This is a genomic window from Loktanella salsilacus (assembly GCF_900114485.1).
GTDB lineage: Bacteria > Pseudomonadota > Alphaproteobacteria > Rhodobacterales > Rhodobacteraceae > Loktanella > Loktanella salsilacus.
This window is the reverse complement of sequence record NZ_FOTF01000003.1, coordinates 20,462-40,156: the sequence shown is the minus strand read 5'-3', so window position 1 is coordinate 40,156 and position 19,695 is coordinate 20,462. Positions and strand designations below refer to the sequence as shown.

General features: G+C 61.8%; 19 protein-coding genes. 5 read left to right on the top strand and 14 right to left on the bottom strand.

Going from position 1 to position 19,695, the window contains the following annotated elements; genetic code table 11:
* Positions 1–53: 53 nt before the first annotated feature.
* Both BM131_RS03040 and BM131_RS03035 read left to right on the top strand, forming a co-directional pair.
* Positions 54–1,172, top strand: coding sequence for a class I adenylate-forming enzyme family protein (locus tag BM131_RS03040; RefSeq protein WP_090185459.1), 1,119 nt, complete (start codon positions 54–56; stop codon positions 1,170–1,172).
* Positions 1,169–2,269 (top strand): thiolase family protein, encoded by a 1,101-nt coding sequence (locus BM131_RS03035; protein ID WP_090185457.1) that lies wholly within the window; start codon positions 1,169–1,171, stop codon positions 2,267–2,269. The genes BM131_RS03040 and BM131_RS03035 overlap by 4 nt, the downstream gene beginning before the upstream one ends.
* Here the strand turns inward: BM131_RS03035 and BM131_RS03030 are convergent.
* The 14 genes from BM131_RS03030 to BM131_RS02965 all read right to left on the bottom strand — a co-directional run bounded on the left by BM131_RS03030 (position 2,266) and on the right by BM131_RS02965 (position 17,405).
* The gene (locus BM131_RS03030; RefSeq protein ID WP_090185454.1) at positions 2,266–2,949 is read right to left on the bottom strand and encodes a nitroreductase; all 684 of its coding nucleotides are present in this window, start codon (positions 2,947–2,949) and stop codon (positions 2,266–2,268) included. The genes BM131_RS03035 and BM131_RS03030 overlap by 4 nt on opposite strands.
* Complete coding sequence (locus BM131_RS03025; RefSeq protein ID WP_090185452.1) at positions 2,946–3,491, bottom strand: biotin transporter BioY; 546 nt, start codon at positions 3,489–3,491, stop codon at positions 2,946–2,948. The genes BM131_RS03030 and BM131_RS03025 overlap by 4 nt, the downstream gene beginning before the upstream one ends.
* A gap of 12 nt (positions 3,492–3,503) precedes the next feature.
* Positions 3,504–4,106, bottom strand: a complete 603-nt coding sequence (locus BM131_RS03020; protein ID WP_090185450.1) for an energy-coupling factor transporter transmembrane component T family protein — start codon at positions 4,104–4,106, stop codon at positions 3,504–3,506.
* Complete coding sequence (locus BM131_RS03015; RefSeq protein ID WP_090185448.1) at positions 4,081–4,830, bottom strand: energy-coupling factor ABC transporter ATP-binding protein; 750 nt, start codon at positions 4,828–4,830, stop codon at positions 4,081–4,083. The genes BM131_RS03020 and BM131_RS03015 overlap by 26 nt, the downstream gene beginning before the upstream one ends.
* Positions 4,831–4,933: 103 nt before the next feature.
* Positions 4,934–5,629 (bottom strand): urea ABC transporter ATP-binding subunit UrtE, encoded by a 696-nt coding sequence (urtE, locus tag BM131_RS03010; protein ID WP_090185445.1) that lies wholly within the window; start codon positions 5,627–5,629, stop codon positions 4,934–4,936.
* The gene (gene urtD, locus BM131_RS03005) at positions 5,622–6,371 is read right to left on the bottom strand and encodes an urea ABC transporter ATP-binding protein UrtD (protein WP_090185444.1); all 750 of its coding nucleotides are present in this window, start codon (positions 6,369–6,371) and stop codon (positions 5,622–5,624) included. Before urtD ends, urtE begins: the two co-directional genes overlap by 8 nt.
* Entirely contained in the window at positions 6,368–7,534 is a 1,167-nt protein-coding gene (gene urtC / locus BM131_RS03000) for an urea ABC transporter permease subunit UrtC (protein ID WP_090185441.1), read from the bottom strand. The genes urtD and urtC overlap by 4 nt, the downstream gene beginning before the upstream one ends.
* 112 nt (positions 7,535–7,646) lie before the next feature.
* On the bottom strand, positions 7,647–9,581 hold the full coding sequence (gene urtB, locus BM131_RS02995; RefSeq protein WP_090185438.1) for an urea ABC transporter permease subunit UrtB: 1,935 nt from the start codon (positions 9,579–9,581) through the stop codon (positions 7,647–7,649).
* Positions 9,582–9,644: 63 nt separating this feature from the next.
* Entirely contained in the window at positions 9,645–10,937 is a 1,293-nt protein-coding gene (urtA, locus tag BM131_RS02990) for an urea ABC transporter substrate-binding protein (protein ID WP_175499141.1), read from the bottom strand.
* Positions 10,938–11,359: 422 nt separating this feature from the next.
* A complete protein-coding gene (locus tag BM131_RS02985; RefSeq protein ID WP_090185435.1) occupies positions 11,360–12,217 on the bottom strand; it encodes a fumarylacetoacetate hydrolase family protein in 858 nt (285 codons plus the stop codon).
* A 72-nt stretch (positions 12,218–12,289) separates the two neighbouring features.
* Positions 12,290–13,234 carry an ABC transporter substrate-binding protein gene (locus tag BM131_RS02980; RefSeq protein WP_090185432.1) on the bottom strand — a complete coding sequence of 315 codons (945 nt, stop codon included), beginning with the start codon at positions 13,232–13,234 and terminating at the stop codon, positions 12,290–12,292.
* Positions 13,235–13,302: 68 nt separating this feature from the next.
* Entirely contained in the window at positions 13,303–14,310 is a 1,008-nt protein-coding gene (locus BM131_RS02975) for an ABC transporter permease (RefSeq protein ID WP_090185430.1), read from the bottom strand.
* Complete coding sequence (locus BM131_RS02970) at positions 14,310–15,833, bottom strand: sugar ABC transporter ATP-binding protein (protein ID WP_245754120.1); 1,524 nt, start codon at positions 15,831–15,833, stop codon at positions 14,310–14,312. The genes BM131_RS02975 and BM131_RS02970 overlap by 1 nt, the downstream gene beginning before the upstream one ends.
* Positions 15,834–15,881: 48 nt before the next feature.
* Positions 15,882–17,405, bottom strand: coding sequence for a UxaA family hydrolase (locus tag BM131_RS02965; RefSeq protein ID WP_090185425.1), 1,524 nt, complete (start codon positions 17,403–17,405; stop codon positions 15,882–15,884).
* A gap of 88 nt (positions 17,406–17,493) precedes the next feature.
* Here BM131_RS02965 and BM131_RS02960 point away from each other — a divergent pair, with 88 nt between their 5' ends.
* From BM131_RS02960 to BM131_RS02950, 3 genes are read left to right on the top strand one after another with little or no spacing between them, the layout of a single operon-like run.
* Entirely contained in the window at positions 17,494–18,207 is a 714-nt protein-coding gene (locus tag BM131_RS02960) for a GntR family transcriptional regulator (protein WP_245754119.1), read from the top strand.
* A 12-nt stretch (positions 18,208–18,219) separates the two neighbouring features.
* The gene (locus BM131_RS02955; protein ID WP_090185423.1) at positions 18,220–19,269 is read left to right on the top strand and encodes an aldo/keto reductase; all 1,050 of its coding nucleotides are present in this window, start codon (positions 18,220–18,222) and stop codon (positions 19,267–19,269) included.
* On the top strand, positions 19,259–19,690 hold the full coding sequence (locus BM131_RS02950; protein WP_090185421.1) for an RbsD/FucU family protein: 432 nt from the start codon (positions 19,259–19,261) through the stop codon (positions 19,688–19,690). The genes BM131_RS02955 and BM131_RS02950 overlap by 11 nt, the downstream gene beginning before the upstream one ends.
* The last annotated feature ends 5 nt before the right edge of the window (positions 19,691–19,695 follow it).

Below are 19,695 nucleotides of genomic sequence, written 5' to 3'. Positions count from 1 at the left end.
GCGGGCAAATGCGATTTGTCATCAGGGCTGACCGCCTTTGAAAGTCGCCGTAAATGACCGCCTCGTTCCATTGGCACCCTGATACGCGCCTGATCGCGCCGCCCCCTGATCTGACCGCGCTGGCCGCATTGATCCGGGCGGGGACAAGCCTGCGCGCGGGCCAAGGCGGCGTCGCGGGGCATTCCGGCGCGGATTTGCTGTGCGAGACGTCAGGCTCTTCTGGCGCGCCCAAGGTGATCCGCAGGACACCGGCATCATGGCAGGCCAGCTTTGCGGTAAACGCAGCGGCACTGGACCTTGGCCCGCAATCTTGTGTCGCGTACTTTTCAGGCTTTGGTGCGTCCCTCGCGCTTTATGCCGCGTTAGAGGCTGCGCATCATGGGGCTACCATCGTCAGCTTGGCGCAGGTGCGGCCGAACCGCTGGGCTGCGACATTGGCGGCGCAGGGCGCTACGGTGCTTTACCTGACGCCGGTCCAACTGGATCTGATCTGCGCGGCAAGCATCCCCCTACCCGCCGTGCAACACATCATGGTCGGCGGCGGGCGGTTGTCTGCGCAAACAATCACGGCAAGCGCAAGAACCTGCCCCAACGCTCGGCTGATCCAGTTCTACGGCGCGGCAGAGACAAGCTTTATCACGTGGACCGACGCCGACACGCCAGCCGGATCCGTCGGCAAACCCTATCCCGGCGTGACGCTGCGCCTTGATTCCAAGGGCGTGATCTGGGTGCGCAGCCCCTACTTGTTCCACAGTTACGCGCAGGGCAGCAGCAGCGATACAGAGTGGAAGGGCGGTTTCCTGACCGTTGGAGAGGTCGGACGTTTGGACGCGGATGGCAACCTTTTTGTGCTGGGCCGCAGTAGTCGCATGGTTACCGTGTCCGACCACAACGTCTTTCCAGAAGCGGTAGAGGCGTTTTTGGCGGCGCTTATCCCCACGGCGCAGGCCGCCGTTGTCGCCCTGCCAGATGCGCGGCGCGGCGCGCGGCTGGTCGCGGTCTTGGGCGGCGACTGCGATATGGCTGAAGCGGACGTGCTACGCGCCTGCCGCAAGCAGCTTGGCCCCCTTGCCGCGCCGCAGCGCATCCATTTCGTCCCTGCCCTGCCGCTGCTGCCCGCAGGCAAACCGGACTACGCCGCGATCACCATTTTGGCGCAGGACCTAACATGAGCGTTATCCTCGCCGCCCGCCGCACCGCCGTCGTGCCTGCTGGCGGTGCCTTTGCTGCGCTGTCCTTTTACGACCTCGCCGCCCCGGTGATACAGGCCTGTTTGGCGGACGCAGGACTGGACGCCGCCCAAGTGGACGAGGTCATCGTCGGCAACGCGCTTGGCGCTGGCGGCAATCCAGCGCGGCTTTGCGCCTTGGCGGCGGGGTTGCCGACGCAGGTTGCGGGACTCAGCATAGATCGGCAATGCGTCAGCGGGATGGATGCCATCCTGCTGGCGGACGCCCTGATTACTGCGGGCCGCGCTGATGTCATTATCGCTGGCGGGGCCGAGAGCACGTCGCGCCGCCCGCTCCGCATGCAGACCTTTGCCGACGGACGGACGCCGGTGCCCTATGACCAGGCAGCCTTCACCCCGTGGCCGGACCGCGATCCCGACATGGCGCAGGCGGCGGATGACTTGGGCCGGATGCTGGGCATTGACCGCGCGGCCCAGGACGCATGGGCTGTGGAAAGCCACGCCAAGGCACGGACGGCGCAAGCTGTCTTGCAGCGTGAAATCGTCACGCTTGCGGGTGTGACGCAGGATGCATTTACCCGGTCATTGTCCCTGAAAACCTGCGCGCGCGCGCAGCCTGTGGCAGGGACGATTACCGCGGCCAATGCCGCTGTGTCAGCCGATGCAGCAGGCTTTGTTATCCTCGTCTCGGACAGGATCGCCGCAGGGTTTACGGGGGCAAAAGCACGTGTCGTCGGGGGGCGAACGCTTGGTGGCAGGCCAGATATGCCGGGGACGGCACCGATTGCGGCTGCGCAAGAGACGATGCAAATGGCAGGCCTTAAATCTACAAATATCAATACAGCAGAGATCATGGAGGCTTATGCCGTCCAAGCCATCGCCTGCGTCCAAGGCATTGGCCTTGATCCCGCGCGCGTCAATATCGGCGGCGGAGCCTTGGCGCGGGGGCACCCCATCGGTGCCTCTGGCGCGATCAACGCGGTGAGGCTTTTTCATACGTTGCAAAAGACCGGCGGCCACGGCCTTGCCGCCATCGCGGCGGCAGGCGGGATCGGGACGGCGCTGCTGTTGCAGGTCTAACCCTCGAAACCGCGCAGCTGCGCGTATTCGTCGAATTCCGCCCGGTCGGTGCGGAACTGGTTAACTGGGGCAGCCGGATCAGCATAGCCCAGCGCGATCCCGCAAACGACGGTGTGATCGTCTGGCAGGCAGAGGTGGGACCGAACAAGATCGCCGTAACTTGCCAGCGCGCCGATGCCCGTCGCGGCCAAACCGCGCCCCTGCGCGGCCATGAATAGTGCCATCAGCGCCATGCCAAGGTCCATGTAGCAGCCCTTGCCCATGCCCTGTTCAATCGTCACGACAATGCCGACGGGGGCATCGAAAAACGCATAGTTGCGGGCGAATTGCGCCCGCCGCCCCGTCAGATCGCGCCGCGCGACACCCAACGCTTCATACAGCGCATAGCCCGCGCCGCGTTGGCGCGCCTTGAACTGCGGCGGCATCGGGTCGGGGAAATAGGAATAGCCGTCGATCTGCGGACGACCGTCCGCGATGGCATCCGCCAAGGTGCCCTTAAGGCCGTTCAGCGGTGCGCCGGTCAGCGCTGTAAAGTGCCCCGGCTGCAAGTTGCCGCCACTGGGGGCAAGGCGCGCCGATGTCAGGATCGCACTGACATCGGCGGCTGTGACAGGTGCCGTCAGGAAGGCGCGCACCGATTGGCGCTGCGCCAGTAACCTGTCGACATCCGTCTGGGTCATGCGCGCGACAGCACGCTGTCGGGACGCGCACGCGCCAGTGCGGCGGTGATCACGCCAGCCAAGACGGCTTTGATCAGATCGCCCGGGATAAACGCGGTGACCAACAATGCGGCTTCGGCCAGCGGCTTTTGCAATGCCCATGCCAGACCAGAAATGCCGAACGCATAAAGCACCAAGATGCCGCCAACGACCGATGCGGCACCGGCAACCAAGGCCAGCGGGCCATTGCGCCAGTTTTCAACGATCAAGCCGGTGATGAACGCAGCAAACGGAAAGCCGATCAAAAAGCCAGCGGTGGGCGAGACAAAGACGCCAAGGCCGCCGCGACCACCAGCAAGCAGTGGAAGGCCAATCGCCACCAGCAGCACGAATAGCAGCACCGCCAGCGCGCCGCGCTTTGCACCCAGAACAGTGCCGCACAGCATGACGCCAAGGCTTTGCGCTGTGATCGGCACGCCGAATGCCAGCGTCAGTTGCGGGATCAGGCCCAGCGCCGCGATCAGCGCGGCGAATAGCGCGATCAATGTTAGATTTCGTTCCATGGGTTAGCCCTTTCAGGGGTTTGTTCCGCCGCGGGCGCGCAACGCCTCGGCCACGTATTCAGCGTCGTCTATGGCCAGCACGGCGAATGGCACGATAATCCGCCAGCTGGCCCGGCGCGGTGACCGCGCAGCCCATGCTTGGGTCAGCGCCGTTCCCTTGTCCGCCAGAGCTGGTGTAAAGCGCACGACGAGGGCGATGCCAAGAGCCAATGCGCGGGTGTTAAGGCCGATCTTTGCCAGAGGGGCGGCCAGCCACATGACGGCTGCGATCATCTGGCTGAGGCTGGTGGTCATTGTGACAAGGTTGGCCAGCGCCACCGCCGTCAGCATCCGCAGGACGATAATCGCCCCTTGTTCGCCCGCACCGACGATCAGGTGCCAGACCGCGACCAATACGACGAACGGCCAAAGCCGCCACACCGCGCGCGCGCCTGCGCGGGCAAAGGCGGTGCCGGGCAAGCAATAGATGGCGGCAGTTCCGGCAAAAGCGGCCACCTGGAACGCGATATTCTGCTGCATGAAAAGGATGACTGTCGCGGCGCACAGCAGCCCCAGCTTAACCCCGGCAGGCCAGCGGTGCGCCCGCGTCTTAACCGGCGAGGTCAGAGAGATCATCGCCAGCCCCCAATGCTTTCATTTGCGTAACATACGCCGCCAGCACATCCTGCGCCGGTCCCTGCTGCACGATTTGGCCCGCGTCGAGCCACACGACATGGTCATAGTCCTGCAGGCTTGCCGGATCATGCGACACGTGCACGACCGCCGCCGCGATCTGCGACAGATAGCGGCCCAGCTGCATCCGCGTGACGATATCAAGGCCAGAGAACGGCTCGTCCAGCACGACCACACGGGGGGCCATGGCGATGACGGCCATGAGGCAGACAAGCTGCTTTTGCCCGTGGGATAGGCTGTGGGTGGCGGCATCGGCCCAGTGGGACTTGCCGAATTCGGATAGGATCGCGGCAACGCGGCGCGCAGCTTCGGTTTTGGACTGACCCATTTGCGTCAGGCCAAAGGATAGCTCCTCATGCACGGTGGGAAAAATGATCTGATGGTCGGGGTTTTGGAACAGGATGCCAACGGTCCGCAACGCTGCTTTGCGATCGCGGACGACATCAACGCCGCAGACCTTCAGCGTGCCGCTGTCCACCGGGACAAGGCCGCTGATCACCCGCGCAAGGGTCGTTTTGCCTGATCCGTTGCGCCCCACGATCCCGATCCGCCGGGCGCGGCTGTGCAAGGTCACATCGCGCAGAACCTGCCGGTCGCCCCGCGTCAGGCAGACAGCGTCCAGCGCAAGAACCGCGCCATCCTGTTCGCTGTTGTCCGCATCCGTCATGCCAAGCCCCCTGCCGCCGTCCAAGGGGTATCGCCCCGCAGGGGCGTGAGTTCAAGGCGCGACGCAGGGGCGCGTGAGGTTAAGGCACGACGCGGGGACGCAGTTATAGCGCCAATGCCGCGACGACGTCTTCGCGGGTGCAGTCCGACTTGGCCATGCTGCGCCAGACCGCGCCGCGTTTCATCATCACAAAGCTATCCGCTGCACGCCACGCGAAATCGACGTTCTGTTCTACAAGGATGATCGCCATATCACCACGCTCCCGCAGCTGGGCGATGGCGCGGCCGATTTGCTGGATCACATTGGGCTGGATACCTTCTGTGGGTTCATCCAGCAGCAAAACGCGGGGTTTGGTAATCAAGGCGCGGGCAATCGCCAGTTGCTGCTGCTGCCCGCCGGACAGATCGCCGCCGCGGCGATGCTGCATTTCCGCCAGCACGGGGAACAGATCGAAAATCCAATCGGGCACATGCCGTTCGCCCTTGGGCAGGCAGGCAAAGCCGGTTTCCAAATTCTCGGCCACGCTCATCATCGGAAAGACTTCGCGCCCTTGCGGCACATAAGCGATTCCCGCCTTTGCGGCCTGCGCGGCGGTGGGGTGGTTTAGCACGTCGCCGTTCAGCGTGATGGTGCCAGCGCTGTAGCCGTGCCGCCCCGACAATGCGCGTAGCAGGCTGGTTTTGCCAACGCCGTTCGTGCCCATAACGGTCGTGACCTGCCCGACGGGGGCAGTCATGGACACGTCATACAATATCTGGCTTTGCCCGTATTTCAGCGAAAGATCAGTGACTTCAAGCATCAGACCGCCCCAGATAAACGTCGATCACCATGGGGTCGGCAGTGACGTGGTCCAGCGAGCCTTCGGCCAGCACATGCCCCTCGTGCAGGACGGTGACTTTGCAATCAAGGCGGCGGACGAACTCCATATCGTGTTCAACCACGACCACGGCGCGGGTCTGGGCCGCACGGCGCAGGATATCGGTGGTCTTTTCCCGCTCTTCCGCCGTCATGCCAGCGGCAGGTTCATCCACCAGCAGCAGGCGCGGGTCTTGCGCGAGCAGCATCCCGATTTCCAACCACTGCTTTTGTCCGTGGCTTAACTCTCCTGCGGTGCGGGTCAGCTGGTCCGAGAGACCAATCTCTGCCGCGATCTCTTCGATCCTTGCCGCCCCTTCCTCGGTCTTGCGGTGGAATAGCACCGCAAATGGCCCGCGCGGATTTTTCAGCGCCATGGCAAGGTTTTGGCGGACGGTTTGATCCTCGAACACGGTGGGTTTCTGGAACTTGCGGCCAATGCCTTTATTCGCAATTTCGGCCTCTGACAGGCCAAGCAGGGACTCGTTCCGCTCTCCCCAGACGACGCGGCCGACGTCGGGTTTCGTTTTTCCGGTCACGATGTCCATAAAGGTGGTCTTGCCCGCACCATTTGGGCCAATGATGGCGCGCAACTCCGGCTCGTTGATCTGGATCGACAGGTCGTTGATCGCGCGGAAACCGTCGAAGGTTTTGCTGACGCCAGAGACTTCAAGAAGGCTGCTCATGATGGTTTCCTGACGATGTAATCGAACAGCCCGCCGATGCCCTTGGGAAAGAACAGCGTGACGCAAACAAAGGACAGGCCAAGCAGCACCAACCACCAGTCGGTCCACTGGATGCGGTAGAAACCAAGGTTCACATCCGGTGCGCCGCCGCCTGTGAACCAGCTGGACAAGAGCGACACCAACGCCGCCCCGATGACCGCGCCGTAAAGCCGCCCGCGCCCGCCGATGGCGACCCAGACGGCCAAGTAGATCGAGGCAATCGGCGCGATTTCCGCCGGGTTGATGATGCCCGCCTGCGGGTAATACAGCGCCCCGGCGATGCCCGAGACGACGGCAGTCAGCGTGAAGACAAAAAGTTTGTAGCCTTCGACACGGTAGCCCAGAAAACGCACGCGCGCTTCGTTATCGCGGATACCTTTGACGACGCTGCCCATTTTGCCTGCCACGACCCAAGCGAACAGGACATATCCAAGGCCAAGGGCGAGCGCGGAGGCGAGGAAGAACACGAGGCTGATCGTGGCTTGTGAGGTCTGCTCGAATCCGGGGATGTTTTGCAGGCCGGACAAGCCGTTGTTGCCGCGCAAGCCGGAGTCGTTCTGGAACAGGTAGAGCGAGAGCGCGAGGGTCATCGCTTGGGTCAGGATCGACAGGTACACGCCCGTGACCCGGCTGCGAAAGGCCAGCCAGCCAAAAATCAACGCCAGAAAACCCGGCACGAGGACGACCATCAGCAACTGCAGCGGCAGGCTGTGGGCGAAGGCCCAGATCATCGGAAAGTCGGAACTGCCTACGACGCCAAAGATTTGGCTGCCGATGGCGTCCGACACCTCTGCCGGGGTGGGCGGGATTGTTTGCGCCTGCAGGCTGGACATCACGATGCCCTCGGTGCGGGCGTACATCAGCCACATGCCGACCGCGTAGCCGCCGATGCCGAAGAAGGCGAAGTGGCCGAGGCTTAGAATGCCGCAATAGCCCCAGACAACATCCATCGCGACGGCGATCAGGCATAGGCACAGGGTCTTGCCGAGCGTTTTGACGAGCGAGGTCGAGACAAGGCCTGCGCCCGATGCCTCTGAGCCGAAAGCCACGACCGCAGTGAACAGGGCGAGTGCCATCAGGAACCAGCGGACAGAGCGGTTGGTGACGAGGAAGCCTTGGGTCATGTTGTGTGCCTTTGGATCCGGAAGTTGCGCCGCGCGGTGCGTGCCGCGAAGGCGGGGGCCAGCCCCCGCACCCCCGAGGTATTTTTGACCAGAAGAAGGGAAAAGCAGCGCATCAGTCGGCCGCCGCGCGGCCCTTTTGGGCGACGATGCCCTTGGGGCGGAATTGGATGAAGAGGATGATAAACAGGACCATGTAGGTTTGCGCGGCCAAGGTGTTGGAGGGGTTCAGGAACTCGATCCCCTTTTGCAAAAACCCGATCAGAGAGGCACCAGCGAGGGTGCCCCAAACGTTCCCGACGCCGCCGACGACAACGGTCATGAAGCTTTGCACGATATAGTCGGCACCCATTTCAGAGGTGACCTTGGCGTAGAGGCCGATGGCGACCCCGGCGATGCCCGCGATGCCAGAACCAAGACCGAAGGTCATCATATTGATGCGGTCGGGGTCGATCCCCATGGAGGCCGCCATGCCGGGATTCTGGGTGACGGCGCGGACCTCTAGTCCCAGCCGTGTGCGGTTCAGGATCAGGATGATCAGACCAAGGAACAGCAGTGCTAAAACGAAGATCGCGATGCGGATATAGCTGATCTGGATCACGTCAGACAGCACCCAAGCGCCGTCGAGCCACCCCGGAGAGGTCAGAGGGCGGGCCTGCGTGCCGAAGATATTCTTGGCCAACTGTTGCAGCGCGATAGAGATGCCGAAGGTCGCCAGCAGCGTTTCCAGCGGGCGATGGTAAAGGTGGCGGATCACAAGGCGTTCCATCGTCACGCCAGCAGCAAAGGTCACGGCAAAGGCTAGCGGCAGGGCAATGATGATCGACAGCGTATAATCGGGCACGAACTGCTGCACGACATAGCCAGTATAGGCCCCCATCATGATGAATTCGCCATGGGCCATGTTGATGACGCCCATCACGCCAAAGGTGATCGCAAGGCCGATGGCCGCAAGAAAGTAGATGGACGCAAGCGAGAGCGCATCGAGCGCGAGGTCGGCAAAGCGCGCGGCGGCGACGCGGGTTTCGACCGACGTCAGCGCGGCGCGGGCGGCATCCGTTATGGCGGCGTCGTCTTGGTCATAGACCTCGTAGAAGACATGTTGCGCGGCGGCGGCGGTTTGGTCTTGCGCGGTGACCAGTGGCGCCACGGTGCCAGCGGCAGCCAATGCGGCATAGGCCTGCGCGCGGGCAGCGTCGGTCCCAAGCTGCGCGGTGGGCAGGCCGCCGACGCGGCCGTCGATGATATTAGCGGCCAGCGCATCGCGGATGGCAGCAGGCGGGATCACGGGCGGCGCAAGGTCAGCAGCAATCAAACGGTCGTAGGCCTCTGCCACGGTCAGGTCATCGCCCGGGGTTAATGTGCGGGCGATATTGGCCTCTGGCAGGGTCGTTGCCACGGCGGATTTGGTGGAAAGGATCTGGTTCAGGACGGCCCGCGCCTCGATCGAGGTGTCGCGCGACAGGCTGTCGATGGCGGTGATGCGGTCCGCCACAGTGGGGGCAAAGCTGGCAGAGAGGAAGTTCGCGAGCTGGATTTTACGCGCCTTCAGAGCGCGGTCAGCTTCGCCGTCGATGGACGCCAAAAGCGGCTCCAGCTGGTCGGCGTCAGGGCGGCGCGCGATGGAGTCGATGGCCGACAGGCGGCGGGTGATGTCCGGGTCAGATAGCTGAAATTGCACCAGCGCCGTGCCGATCACGCGGCGCACACCGCCGTTGGGGCGCAGTTCAGTGTAACCGTTTGTGGTGACAACAGTTTCGGCGTCCGTGTCGACGTCGCGTAGGGTCAGATCACTGCCCTTGGCGCTGCCGTAAAAGAACACACCATCCGCGTCGCGCTGCCAAATGCCCTTGTCGGTCCATGCCTCTAGGAACGGCGTGACCTGCGGCAGACCAGATGCGACCAGTGCATCAAGGGCGGTCGACACGCTGCTGCGAGAGGGCTTTGCAATCTCGCTGGCATGGGATTGCAAGACGGGTTGCAGATCTTGCGCCTGCCCTAAGGATGCAAAGCCGAGCGAGAGGATCAGAGCGGCCAGAATGCGCAACATGATGGACTTTCAGTCAAAGTGTAGACCGGGCGCGAGGAGGATCCCCGCGCCCAGAAGTTGCGATTAGTAGTTAGAGGTCAGCTGCACGCAGGTCTGCGTTTCGGTGTTGTACATGCCGCACTTCAGGTCCTTCCAGTCGCTGGTCAGCACAGCGCTTTCAGGCAGGAAGTCGGTCCATGCATCGCCGGCAACCGGCTCTGTCTGGCTGATGATGTCGAACTGACCGTCGGCGCGGATCTCGCCGATCAGGACCGGCTTGGTCAGGTGGTGGTTCGGCAGCATTTCCGCAATGGTGCCGGTCAGGTTCGGGAAGGTCTGGCCGATCATTGCGCCCGACACGGCGTCAACGTCGGTGGTGCCAGCCGCTTCGACCGCTTGGACCCACATGTTGAAGCCGATGTAATGCGCTTCCATCGGATCGTTCGTCACACGGGCATCGTCACCGATATAAGCGTGCCACTTTGCGATAAAGTCAGCGTTTTCAGGCGTTTCAGAGGACATGAAGTAGTTCCATGCGGCAAGGTGGCCGACAAGGTTCGACGTATCCAGACCGGACAGCTCTTCTTCACCCACCGAGAAGGCAACGACGGGAATGTCGTCAGCGCTAACGTCAGCAGCGGCGAGTTCTTTGTAAAAGCCGATGTTTGCGTCGCCGTTGATCGTGCTGATCACGCCGACCTGCTTGCCGTCTTCGCCCAGCGCCACGACGTCACCGACGATGGTCGCCCAGTCGGACTGGCCGAAGGGGGTGTAGTTGACGAAGATGTCTTCCTCGGCGATGCCCTTGTCCATCAGATAAGCCTGCAGGATGTTGTTCGTCGTGCGCGGATAGACGTAGTCGGTGCCAAGCAGCGCGAACTTTTCGACGCCAAGCTCTTCGAGGAAGTAATCAACGGCAGGGATCGCCTGCTGGTTCGGAGCAGCGCCAGTGTAGAAGACGTTCTTAGAGGATTCTTCGCCTTCGTACTGGACGGGATAGAACAGCAGGCCGTTCAGCTCTTCGATCACCGGCAGGACGGATTTGCGCGACACGGATGTCCAGTTGCCAAAAATCACATCGACGTTGTCCACGGTCAGCAACTCTCGCGCTTTTTCAGCGAACAGCGGCCAATCGGATGCAGGGTCGACGACGACAGCCTCCAGTTGGCACCCCAGCACGCCGCCTTTGGCGTTCTGGTCTTCGACCAGCATCAGCATGACGTCTTTCAACGTGGTTTCCGAAATCGCCATGGAGCCGGAGAGCGAGTGCAAAACGCCGACCTTGATCGGCTCTGCGCAATCCTGTGCGGACGCAAGCGTGGTCGACGCCGCGAGGGCGGCGAGTGTGAGGGCTGCGGTTTTCATTGGTGTGGTCATGGTCATCCCCTGTTGTCTGCCGGGTTCCGGTGCGCCGCGCGGACCTAGGCCTGCGCGCGGCATCTGCTGGACCGCAGCAATTTTGTTACTTCACCAAGCGGCGTTTGGGACGGGTCAGTCCGATGGGCCGCGCGGCGATGATGCCATTACGGCACGGTCAAACCCTGTCCCTTGGGTCCGATCACATTCCAGAGAATTCCCCTCTGACCGAGGGCACCCGCCAAATTCGCCTAATCGGTGTGCAATTGCGCGACCTATCGCCCATTTATCGGGCGAGTCGCGCACAGATTAATCGGAACGCTTTTGAAAAAGCGACTCTGTACTGATGCAGGATGCAGAGGGGCGGAAACGCAAAAGGGCGGCGGCCTTAATGACCCCCGCCCTTCTTCGTGCACCCCAGCGGGCGCAAATTGCCTGTTCGCCTAGCTTGCGCGGCGCACGTTTTGCGTCTGCACACCAAGGCCGTCGATACCAAGGCGGATAACCTCGCCGCCTTTCAGATAGGTCGGCGGCTTCAGTCCCATGCCCACACCCGGCGGCGTCCCGGTCGATATGATATCGCCCGGCTGAAGGCTCATGAATTGCGAGCAGTAGGCAATCAGATGCGGCACTTTGTAGACCATCGTGGCGGTCGATCCGTTCTGATAGCGTTTGCCGTCAACCTCTAGCCACATGCCCAGCGCGTTGAAATCGCCCACCTCGTCCGGCGTCACCAGCCAAGGGCCCGTCGGCCCGAAGGTGTCGCACCCCTTGCCTTTGTCCCAAGTGCCAGCACGTTCGATCTGGTATTCACGTTCAGACACGTCGTTGATGACGCAGAAACCTGCGACATGGTCCAGCCCATCAGCCTCTTCGATATAGCTGCCGCCTTTGCCGATCACGATGCCCAGCTCGACCTCCCAATCGGTCTTTTGCGATCCGCGCGGGATCAGGACGTCATCATCAGGGCCAACAATGGCAGAGGTCCATTTGTTAAAGATCACCGGTTCTGGCGGTACATCAAGGCCGCTTTCGGCGGCGTGGTCGGCATAGTTCAGGCCGATGCAAACGAATTTACCCGTCTGCCCGACGCAGGGGCCAAGGCGCAGATCGTCCTGCGGGGTGCCGCGCACGATGGGCAGCGCGTTGATATCCAGCGTTTGCAGCCGGGCAATCGCGTCAGGCAACAGCCCAGCGCCAGCGATATCGTCCACATGGTCCGACAGGTCACGCACCTGCCCTTGCGCATCAAGGCAGCCGGGTTTTTCTTGGCCTTTGGGACCGTAGCGCAGAAGTTTCATAGTATCCTCGGGTGTCAGAAATTGCGTATGGCTGTACGGCCCAAGCATTCGCCGGACCGCACATTGGAAGGATCAATCGTACAGAACGGCCTGAATTTCAGCGTCGTCGATGTTGGACTGGTCGTAGTAGTAAAAGCCCGTGTCGATGATGGCAGGCAGTTCCTCGCCGTTCATGGCGGCGACGGCGGCCTTGACGGTTTCATAGCCGATGCCGACAGGGTTCTGGGTGATCGCGCCAGCCATCAACCCCTCGCGGATTGCGTCGGTCTGGGCCTTTCCGGAATCGTAGCCGATGATCGTCACACCTTCGGTGGCCATCTCTCGGATCGCGTTGACGATACCGATGGCAGAGCCTTCGTTGGTGCCGAACATGCCCACCAGATCAGGATTGGCGGTCAGGATCGCCTTGGCAACCTCGGTCGATTGCAGCTGATCGCCCGCACCATACTGGACGCTGACGACTTCGATATCGGGATAGTTCGCTTCGATCTGGTTCAGGAAACCATCGCGGCGATCAATACCAGTGCGGCTGGTTTGGTCGTGTGCGACCACGGCGACTTTGCCAGCGCCGCCGATCAGTTCAGCCATCTTGTCAGCGGCCAGCGCGGCGGCAGCGACGTTGTCTGTGGTGGCGGTCGTTGCGGGAATGTCGCTTTCAACACCGCTATCAAACGCGATGACCGGGATGCCTGCATCGGCAGCCTGTTGCAGCAGCGGAATGGCAGCTTGGCTGTCGAGAGCGGCAAAGCCGATAGCAGAAGGGTTATTGGCGAGCGCCGCGGCCAGCATGTCGATCTGGCGATCGACCATGGTTTCATTGTCCGGGCCTTCAAACGTGATCCGCACGCCGAATTCTGCGGCGGCTTGATCGGCACCGGATTTCACAGCCTGCCAGAACTGGTGCTGAAACCCTTTTGAAATCAGCGGGATATAAATATCCTGCGCCATGGCAGCAGGCGCAGAGCCGAGGGCGAGTGTGGCGCTAAATGCGCCAATCAAAAGACGACGTGATAACATGTGGTTTCCTCCTGGGTTGATGGACCCGGCCTGCCTCCTCGCAGGCCGGGGTCTTGGTCTAAGCTGTGTCAGCTGGCCCCTTTGCGGCGCATCATGTCCGCATAGACAGCGAGGATGATGATCGCGCCGGTGACGACGGTCTGCCATTCCTGCGCGACCGACAGCACGCGCAAGCCGTTGGTCAGCACCGCCATGATCAGCGCGCCAATCAAAGAGCCGAGGATCGAGCCGCGCCCGCCAGATAGGGACGTGCCGCCGATGACGACGGCGGCAATCGCCTCAAGCTCGTACCCCAATCCCAATGCGGGCTGGGCCGAATTTAGGCGCGAGGCGATCAGCAAGCCAGCGATGCCGACGATGCCCCCCGCCAGCGCATAGATTGCGATTTTCCAGCGGTCGGTGTTCACGCCCGACAGACGCACGGATTCTTCGTTCGACCCCAGTGCAAAGCAATAGCGCCCCAGCACGGTGCGGTTCAGAATATAGGCGGTGACGCCCGCCACGATGAACAGGATTAGCACGCCATTCGGGATCGGCATGGCGGGAAAGATATCGCCGATGATTGACCCGCGAGAGATCAGGCTAAACCCCGGCGTGTCGTTGAAATAGATCGGCCGGGTGCCCGAAATCACAAGGGACAGCCCCTTGAGGATCAACATCATGCCAAGCGTCGCAATAAAGGGCGGGATCTTCATCTTAGCGACGAAAGTGCCTGACATAGAGCCGCAAAGCGCGCCCGTTGCGATGGCGGCAAAAACGCCCAGCAGCAGCGGCATGCCCGCATAGGTCAGCACGACCCCCGTGATCACGGCGCAGAATGTCATCATCGTGCCGACGGACAAATCGATGCCGCCAGTGATGATAACCAGCGTCACCGCCACCGCCAGCACACCGTTCACCGACGTCGCCTGCAGAATCGCGATCATATTGCTGGTCTGCATAAAGTTCGGCGAAGCGATCGAGAAACCGATCAGCAGCACGACGAGGGACGCAAAGGCCAGCACCCGCTGATGCGTGCCCGCCGCGATGATGCGAGACAGCATGGTTTGTGGGGTGTTTGCAGTCGTCGTGGTCATTATGCGTCCTCCGCAACGGTCAATGCGCTGTCGCGCCGTGTTGCCAGTTCCATGATCTGTTCTTGGGTGGTTTGCGCGCCGCCGGGCAGGATGCCGGTCAAGCGCCCCTCGCACATCACCGCGATGCGGTGGGACAATCGCATGACCTCTGGCAGTTCGGACGAGATCACGATGATCGCGCGCCCTTGGGCCGCAAGGTCTTCGAGCAGGGCGTAAATCTCGGACTTCGCCCCGACGTCGATGCCGCGCGTGGGTTCGTCGAAAATTAGCACATCGCAATCGCGCAGCAGCCATTTGGCGATGACAACCTTTTGCTGATTGCCCCCCGACAGCAGACGCACGGCCTGCATATCGGACGGGGTGCGGATGCCAAGGCGGCTGATGTAATCAACGGCAATGCGCTTCATCGCGCCTTCGTCCAGCACACCGGTACGGCTCGTGAATTGCGCCATATTCGCCATGGCGATGTTGGCGCGGACGGTCATATCGACGGCCAGACCAAAGTGTTTGCGATCCTCTGATAGGTACCCGATCCCGGCCTGCACAGCGGCGTGGGGCGTGAGGATATCGACGGCATAACCGCCCACCCGGATTTCGCCTGCGTCGCGTGGGTCGGCGCCAAAGATGATGCGCGCGACCTCTGTCCGCCCTGCCCCCATCAACCCGGCAAAGCCAAGGATTTCTCCTTTGCGCACGGAAAAGCTGACGTCGCGCACGTCTTTGCCGCGCGACAGGCCGCGCACTTCTAGCGCGACAGGGGCTTGCGACAGGTCCGGCACGGTGGCGCGGCTTTGCGTGACTTCGCGGCCGACCATCAGCTGAATAATCTTGGACAGCGGCGTGTCGGCTGCGTCCAGCGTGTCGATATAGGCCCCGTCGCGCAGGATCGTGACGCGGTCGGCGATGCGCTTAATTTCGTCCATGCGGTGACTGATGTAAACGATCCCGACGCCGTCAGCCTTGAGCTTTGCGATCACAGCAAACAGCTCTGCGATTTCGGCATCGTTCAGGGCGGCGGTGGGTTCGTCCATGATCAGGACGCGCGGATTATAGGACAGCGCCTTTGCGATTTCGATCAGCTGCTGGCGGGCAATGGTCTGGGTGCTGACCTTTGTGCGCGGGTCCATCGCAAGGCGAAGCGAGGCAAAGATTTCAGCCGCGCGTCGGTTCAGTTCAGGCTCGTCTAGCCGCCCGAAACTGCGCCGCGGCTCGCGCCCGATCAGCACGTTTTGTGCGGCCGTCAGATCGTTCATCAGGCTCAGCTCTTGGTGGATGATGCCAATGCCAAGATCTTGCGCCGCGCGGGGACTGTCAGGGGCGACGGGGGTGCCATCGACAAACATCTCTCCACCGTCGCGGGCATAGATGCCGGACATGATCTTCATCAAGGTCGACTTGCCAGCGCCGTTCTCGCCCATCAAGGCGTGCACTTCGCCGGGGCGTAGATTGAACTGCACCGATTTGAGCGCATGAACGCCGGGGAAACGCTTTTCGATCCCCCGCATTTCGACTAGATAACTCACCTACAAAGCCCTCCCAAGCTCTTGGTCCCGTCCCGTTTTGGCGCGGCGCTACATCACTGCGCCAATCTGCCAGGGGACGAATTCGACGCCGCCAAAGCCAAGCTCTTCGCTTTTTGTGGGCTCGCCCGATGCCACGCGGATGAACAATTCGAAAATATCGCGACCCTTATCGGTCAGGCTGACACCCTCGCTGACGATATCGCCGCAGTTCACGTCCATGTCGTCCGACATCCGGTGATACATTTCGGAATTGGTCGCGATCTTGATCCCCGGCGTGGGCATATAGCCCGACACCGATCCGCGCCCGGTGGTGAATGCAATCAGGTTCGCCCCCGACGCGATCTGCCCGGTGACAGAGCAGGGGTCGAACCCGGGGCTGTCCATAAAGACAAAGCCGGGCGTTTCGATCTTTTCTGCGAATAAAAACACATCCGTCAGCGGCGCACTGCCGCTTTTGGCTACAGCGCCAAGGGACTTTTCAAGGATCGTGGTCAACCCGCCGCGCTTGTTGCCGGGGCTGGGGTTGTTGTCCATTTCGCCCTTGTTGCGGGCGGTGTAATCTTCCCACCAACGCACACGGTCGATCAGCTTTAGGCCAACCTCGACCGATACCGCGCGGCGTGTCAGCAGGTGTTCGGCGCCGTAAATCTCTGACGTCTCGGACAGGATCGTGGTGCCGCCGTGCTGGACCAGCAGATCAGACGCGATGCCCAACGCGGGATTGGCGGTGATGCCGGAATAGCCGTCCGATCCGCCGCATTGCATCCCCGCGATCAGGTGCGAAATCGGTGCGGGCTGCCGGGTGGCGGTATTGGCCAGTTCGGCGATGCCGCGCAGTTCGCTCAACCCTTTTTCGATGGTCTTGCGGGTGCCGCCTTCTTGCTGGATCGTCATATAGCGTAGTGCGCCATCGGCCCGGATGGGCCGTCCGCCAACAAGGTCGGCGATCTGCATCACCTCGCACCCGAGGCCGATCAGCAGGATGCCGCCAAAGTTGGGATGCTGCGCGTAGCCCGACAAGGTGCGGAACAGCGTGGTGTAACCTTCGTTATCGCCCGACATGCCGCAGCCTGTGCCGTGGGTGATCGGAACGATGCCGTCGATATTTGGGAATTCATCCAAAAGGCCCGACTTCTCTGCCGCCTCTGCGATGAATTTAGCAACCGAGCCAGAGCAGTTCACCGAGGTCAGAATGCCAAGGTAATTGCGCGTGCCGACCCGCCCATCCGCGCGGTGATAGCCGTCAAAGGTGCGCACCTCGGCGGCGGGCGCAAGCGCCTTTGCCTCGCTGGCGTGGGCGTAGTCCTGCGTGTGCGCGCCCATGCCCAAATTTTGCGTATGCACATGTTCGCCCGTCGCGATGTCTGCGGTCGCCTGCCCGATGGTCTGACCATAGCGGATCACGTTCTGGCCTGCGGCAATCGGGGCAAGCGCGCATTTGTGCCCCTGCTTGATTGCCTGCAGCAACGTCGGCCCGCCCGCAAAACCCACATCGCCCGTGTCAATGTCGCCCAAGGCGATCGCAACGTTGTCGTCTGGGTGAAGTTTTAGCATGCGGGGTGGCTTCGTCATGTTGCGCAATCCTGTGACGGGCTATTAAGCGGGTTAATACAGCAACGGCTAGATTGACTTGGCGCACCTGTCAACTAACATGTCAGTTATGGAAAATACGACAATGACCTTTGTCAGCGAAGAAATTGATATCAACGGCATGGACGGCCCCTTGGGGCAGCGGGTTTATACTGTGCTGCGAAATCGCATCCTTGACCTGACGCTGCCGCCCGGCGCGGTCCTGCGCAAAGGCGCGCTGTGCGAACAGTTAGGCGTGTCCCGGTCCCCCGTGGCCGAGGCGCTGGCCCGGCTGTCCGTGGACGGTTTGGTTGACATCATCCCCCAATCCGCCACCCGCGTGTCCCGCTTTTCGATGGCCGCGCTGAAAGAGGAAAGTTTTCTGCGCGACGCGGTGGAGGTTGCCGCGGTCAGGGCCGTGGCCGAGAGCCGCACCGATGCCCAACTGGTCCAACTGTCACGCAATCTGCGCCTGCAAGGTTTGCTTGTTGAAGACGCCGACTTTCAAGGATTTTTTGAGGCAGACCTGCAATTCCACGACCTGATCCTTAGCTTTACGGGCTTTCCAAAGGTTGCCGCGGTCGCAGGGCAGATGTCGCTACAACTGCAACGCGCACGCGTCCTTGTGCTGCCCGAACTGGGCCGTCCGGCGCAGGCCGTGGCAGAGCACCGCGCCGTTCTAGACGCGATTGCAGATCAAGACACAGAGGCCGCCAAGACCGCGATGGCCTTTCATCTGGGTCAGCTGATTAGCCGGATTGAGCCACTTGAGAAGCAATTCCCCGATTATTTCCGCCCCAGCTAGCAAGGTGACATGATGCGACTGTCTGATACGACCCTCCTGAACAATCGCACGCAGCGCCCTTTGCCGTTGACGCAGCTTGGCTTTGGCGGTGCCCCGCTAGGCAACCTTTATCGCCGCATAACAGAGGCGGATGCGCAGGCGACGCTGGATGCGGCTTGGGACGCGGGCATCCGCTATTTCGACACCGCCCCGCAGTATGGCTTGGGCCGGTCGGAACTGCGCTTTGCCGATGCCTTGACCCGCTTTGACCGGGACGCCCTGATCCTATCGACCAAGGTAGGCCGCGTGCTGCACGACTGCGCACCCCAAGACGTCACGCCAGAGGCTTTTGTCGATGTGCCGCAGAAACGGATCGTCTTTGATTATACCTACGACGGCATCATGCGCAGCTATCATGACAGCGTGGCCCGGCTCGGCACAGACCGGATCGACATGCTGTTTTTGCACGATATCGACGCCGGCACTCATGGCGCGGCCGGAGAGGACGAAAAGCTGCGCGAGCTGTTTAGCCAAGGCGGCTATCGCGCCCTGACCGAATTGCGCAGCGCGGGCCAGATTGCTGCGATTGGCGCTGGCGTGAACACTTGGCAGATTTGCGAACGCCTGCTGGGCGAGGCTGACTTTGACGGCTTCCTGCTTGCCGGACGTTATACACTGCTGGAACAAGACCCACTGGACAGCTTTTTACCGCTGTGTGTGGCGCGGGACGTTGGGATTATTCTGGGCGGGCCGTATAATTCGGGCATTCTGGCGACGGGCGCGATCGATGGCGCGCGCTATGACTACGCCCCTGCCCCGGATCACATCATGGACCGCGTGCGCAAGCTGGGCGCTGTGTGTGCAGATCACGCGGTGCCGTTGATCGCCGCCGCCTTGCAATTTCCGCTGGGCCATCCAGCTGTCAAAACCGTCATCCCCGGCGCCGCCAATCCAAGCGAAGTGCGCCAGAACGTTCAGATCTTTGAAACGCCAATCCCCGCAGCCCTCTGGACAGATTTGAAATCCCAAGGTCTGATCCGCCCAGATGCCCCCGTCCCACAGGAGCCGCCCCATGCTGCATAATATCCCGCCGATTTTGTCGCCCGATCTGCTACATAGCTTGCGGGCCATGGGCCACGGCGATGAAATTGTGATCGCCGACGCCAACTTTCCTGGCACGGCGCTTGGCCAACGGTGTCACCGTCTGGACGGGATTAGCGCAACCGATGCGCTGCAGGCGATCCTTAGCCTGCTGCCGCTGGACAGCTTCGTGCCGTACCCCGCACTGGTGATGCAAGTTGTCGGTGATCCGGATGCAGTCCCGCCTGTCGTCGCCGAATTTCAAAGCATCATCACCCAAACTGCCGACAATCCGGCGCAGATCGCCCAGCTAGAACGGTTCGCGTTTTACACACGAGCCAAATCCGCCTTTGCGATCGTCCAAACCGGAGAGACACGGCTTTACGGCAATATCATCCTGAAAAAGGGTGTGATCGGCACCTAGCGATC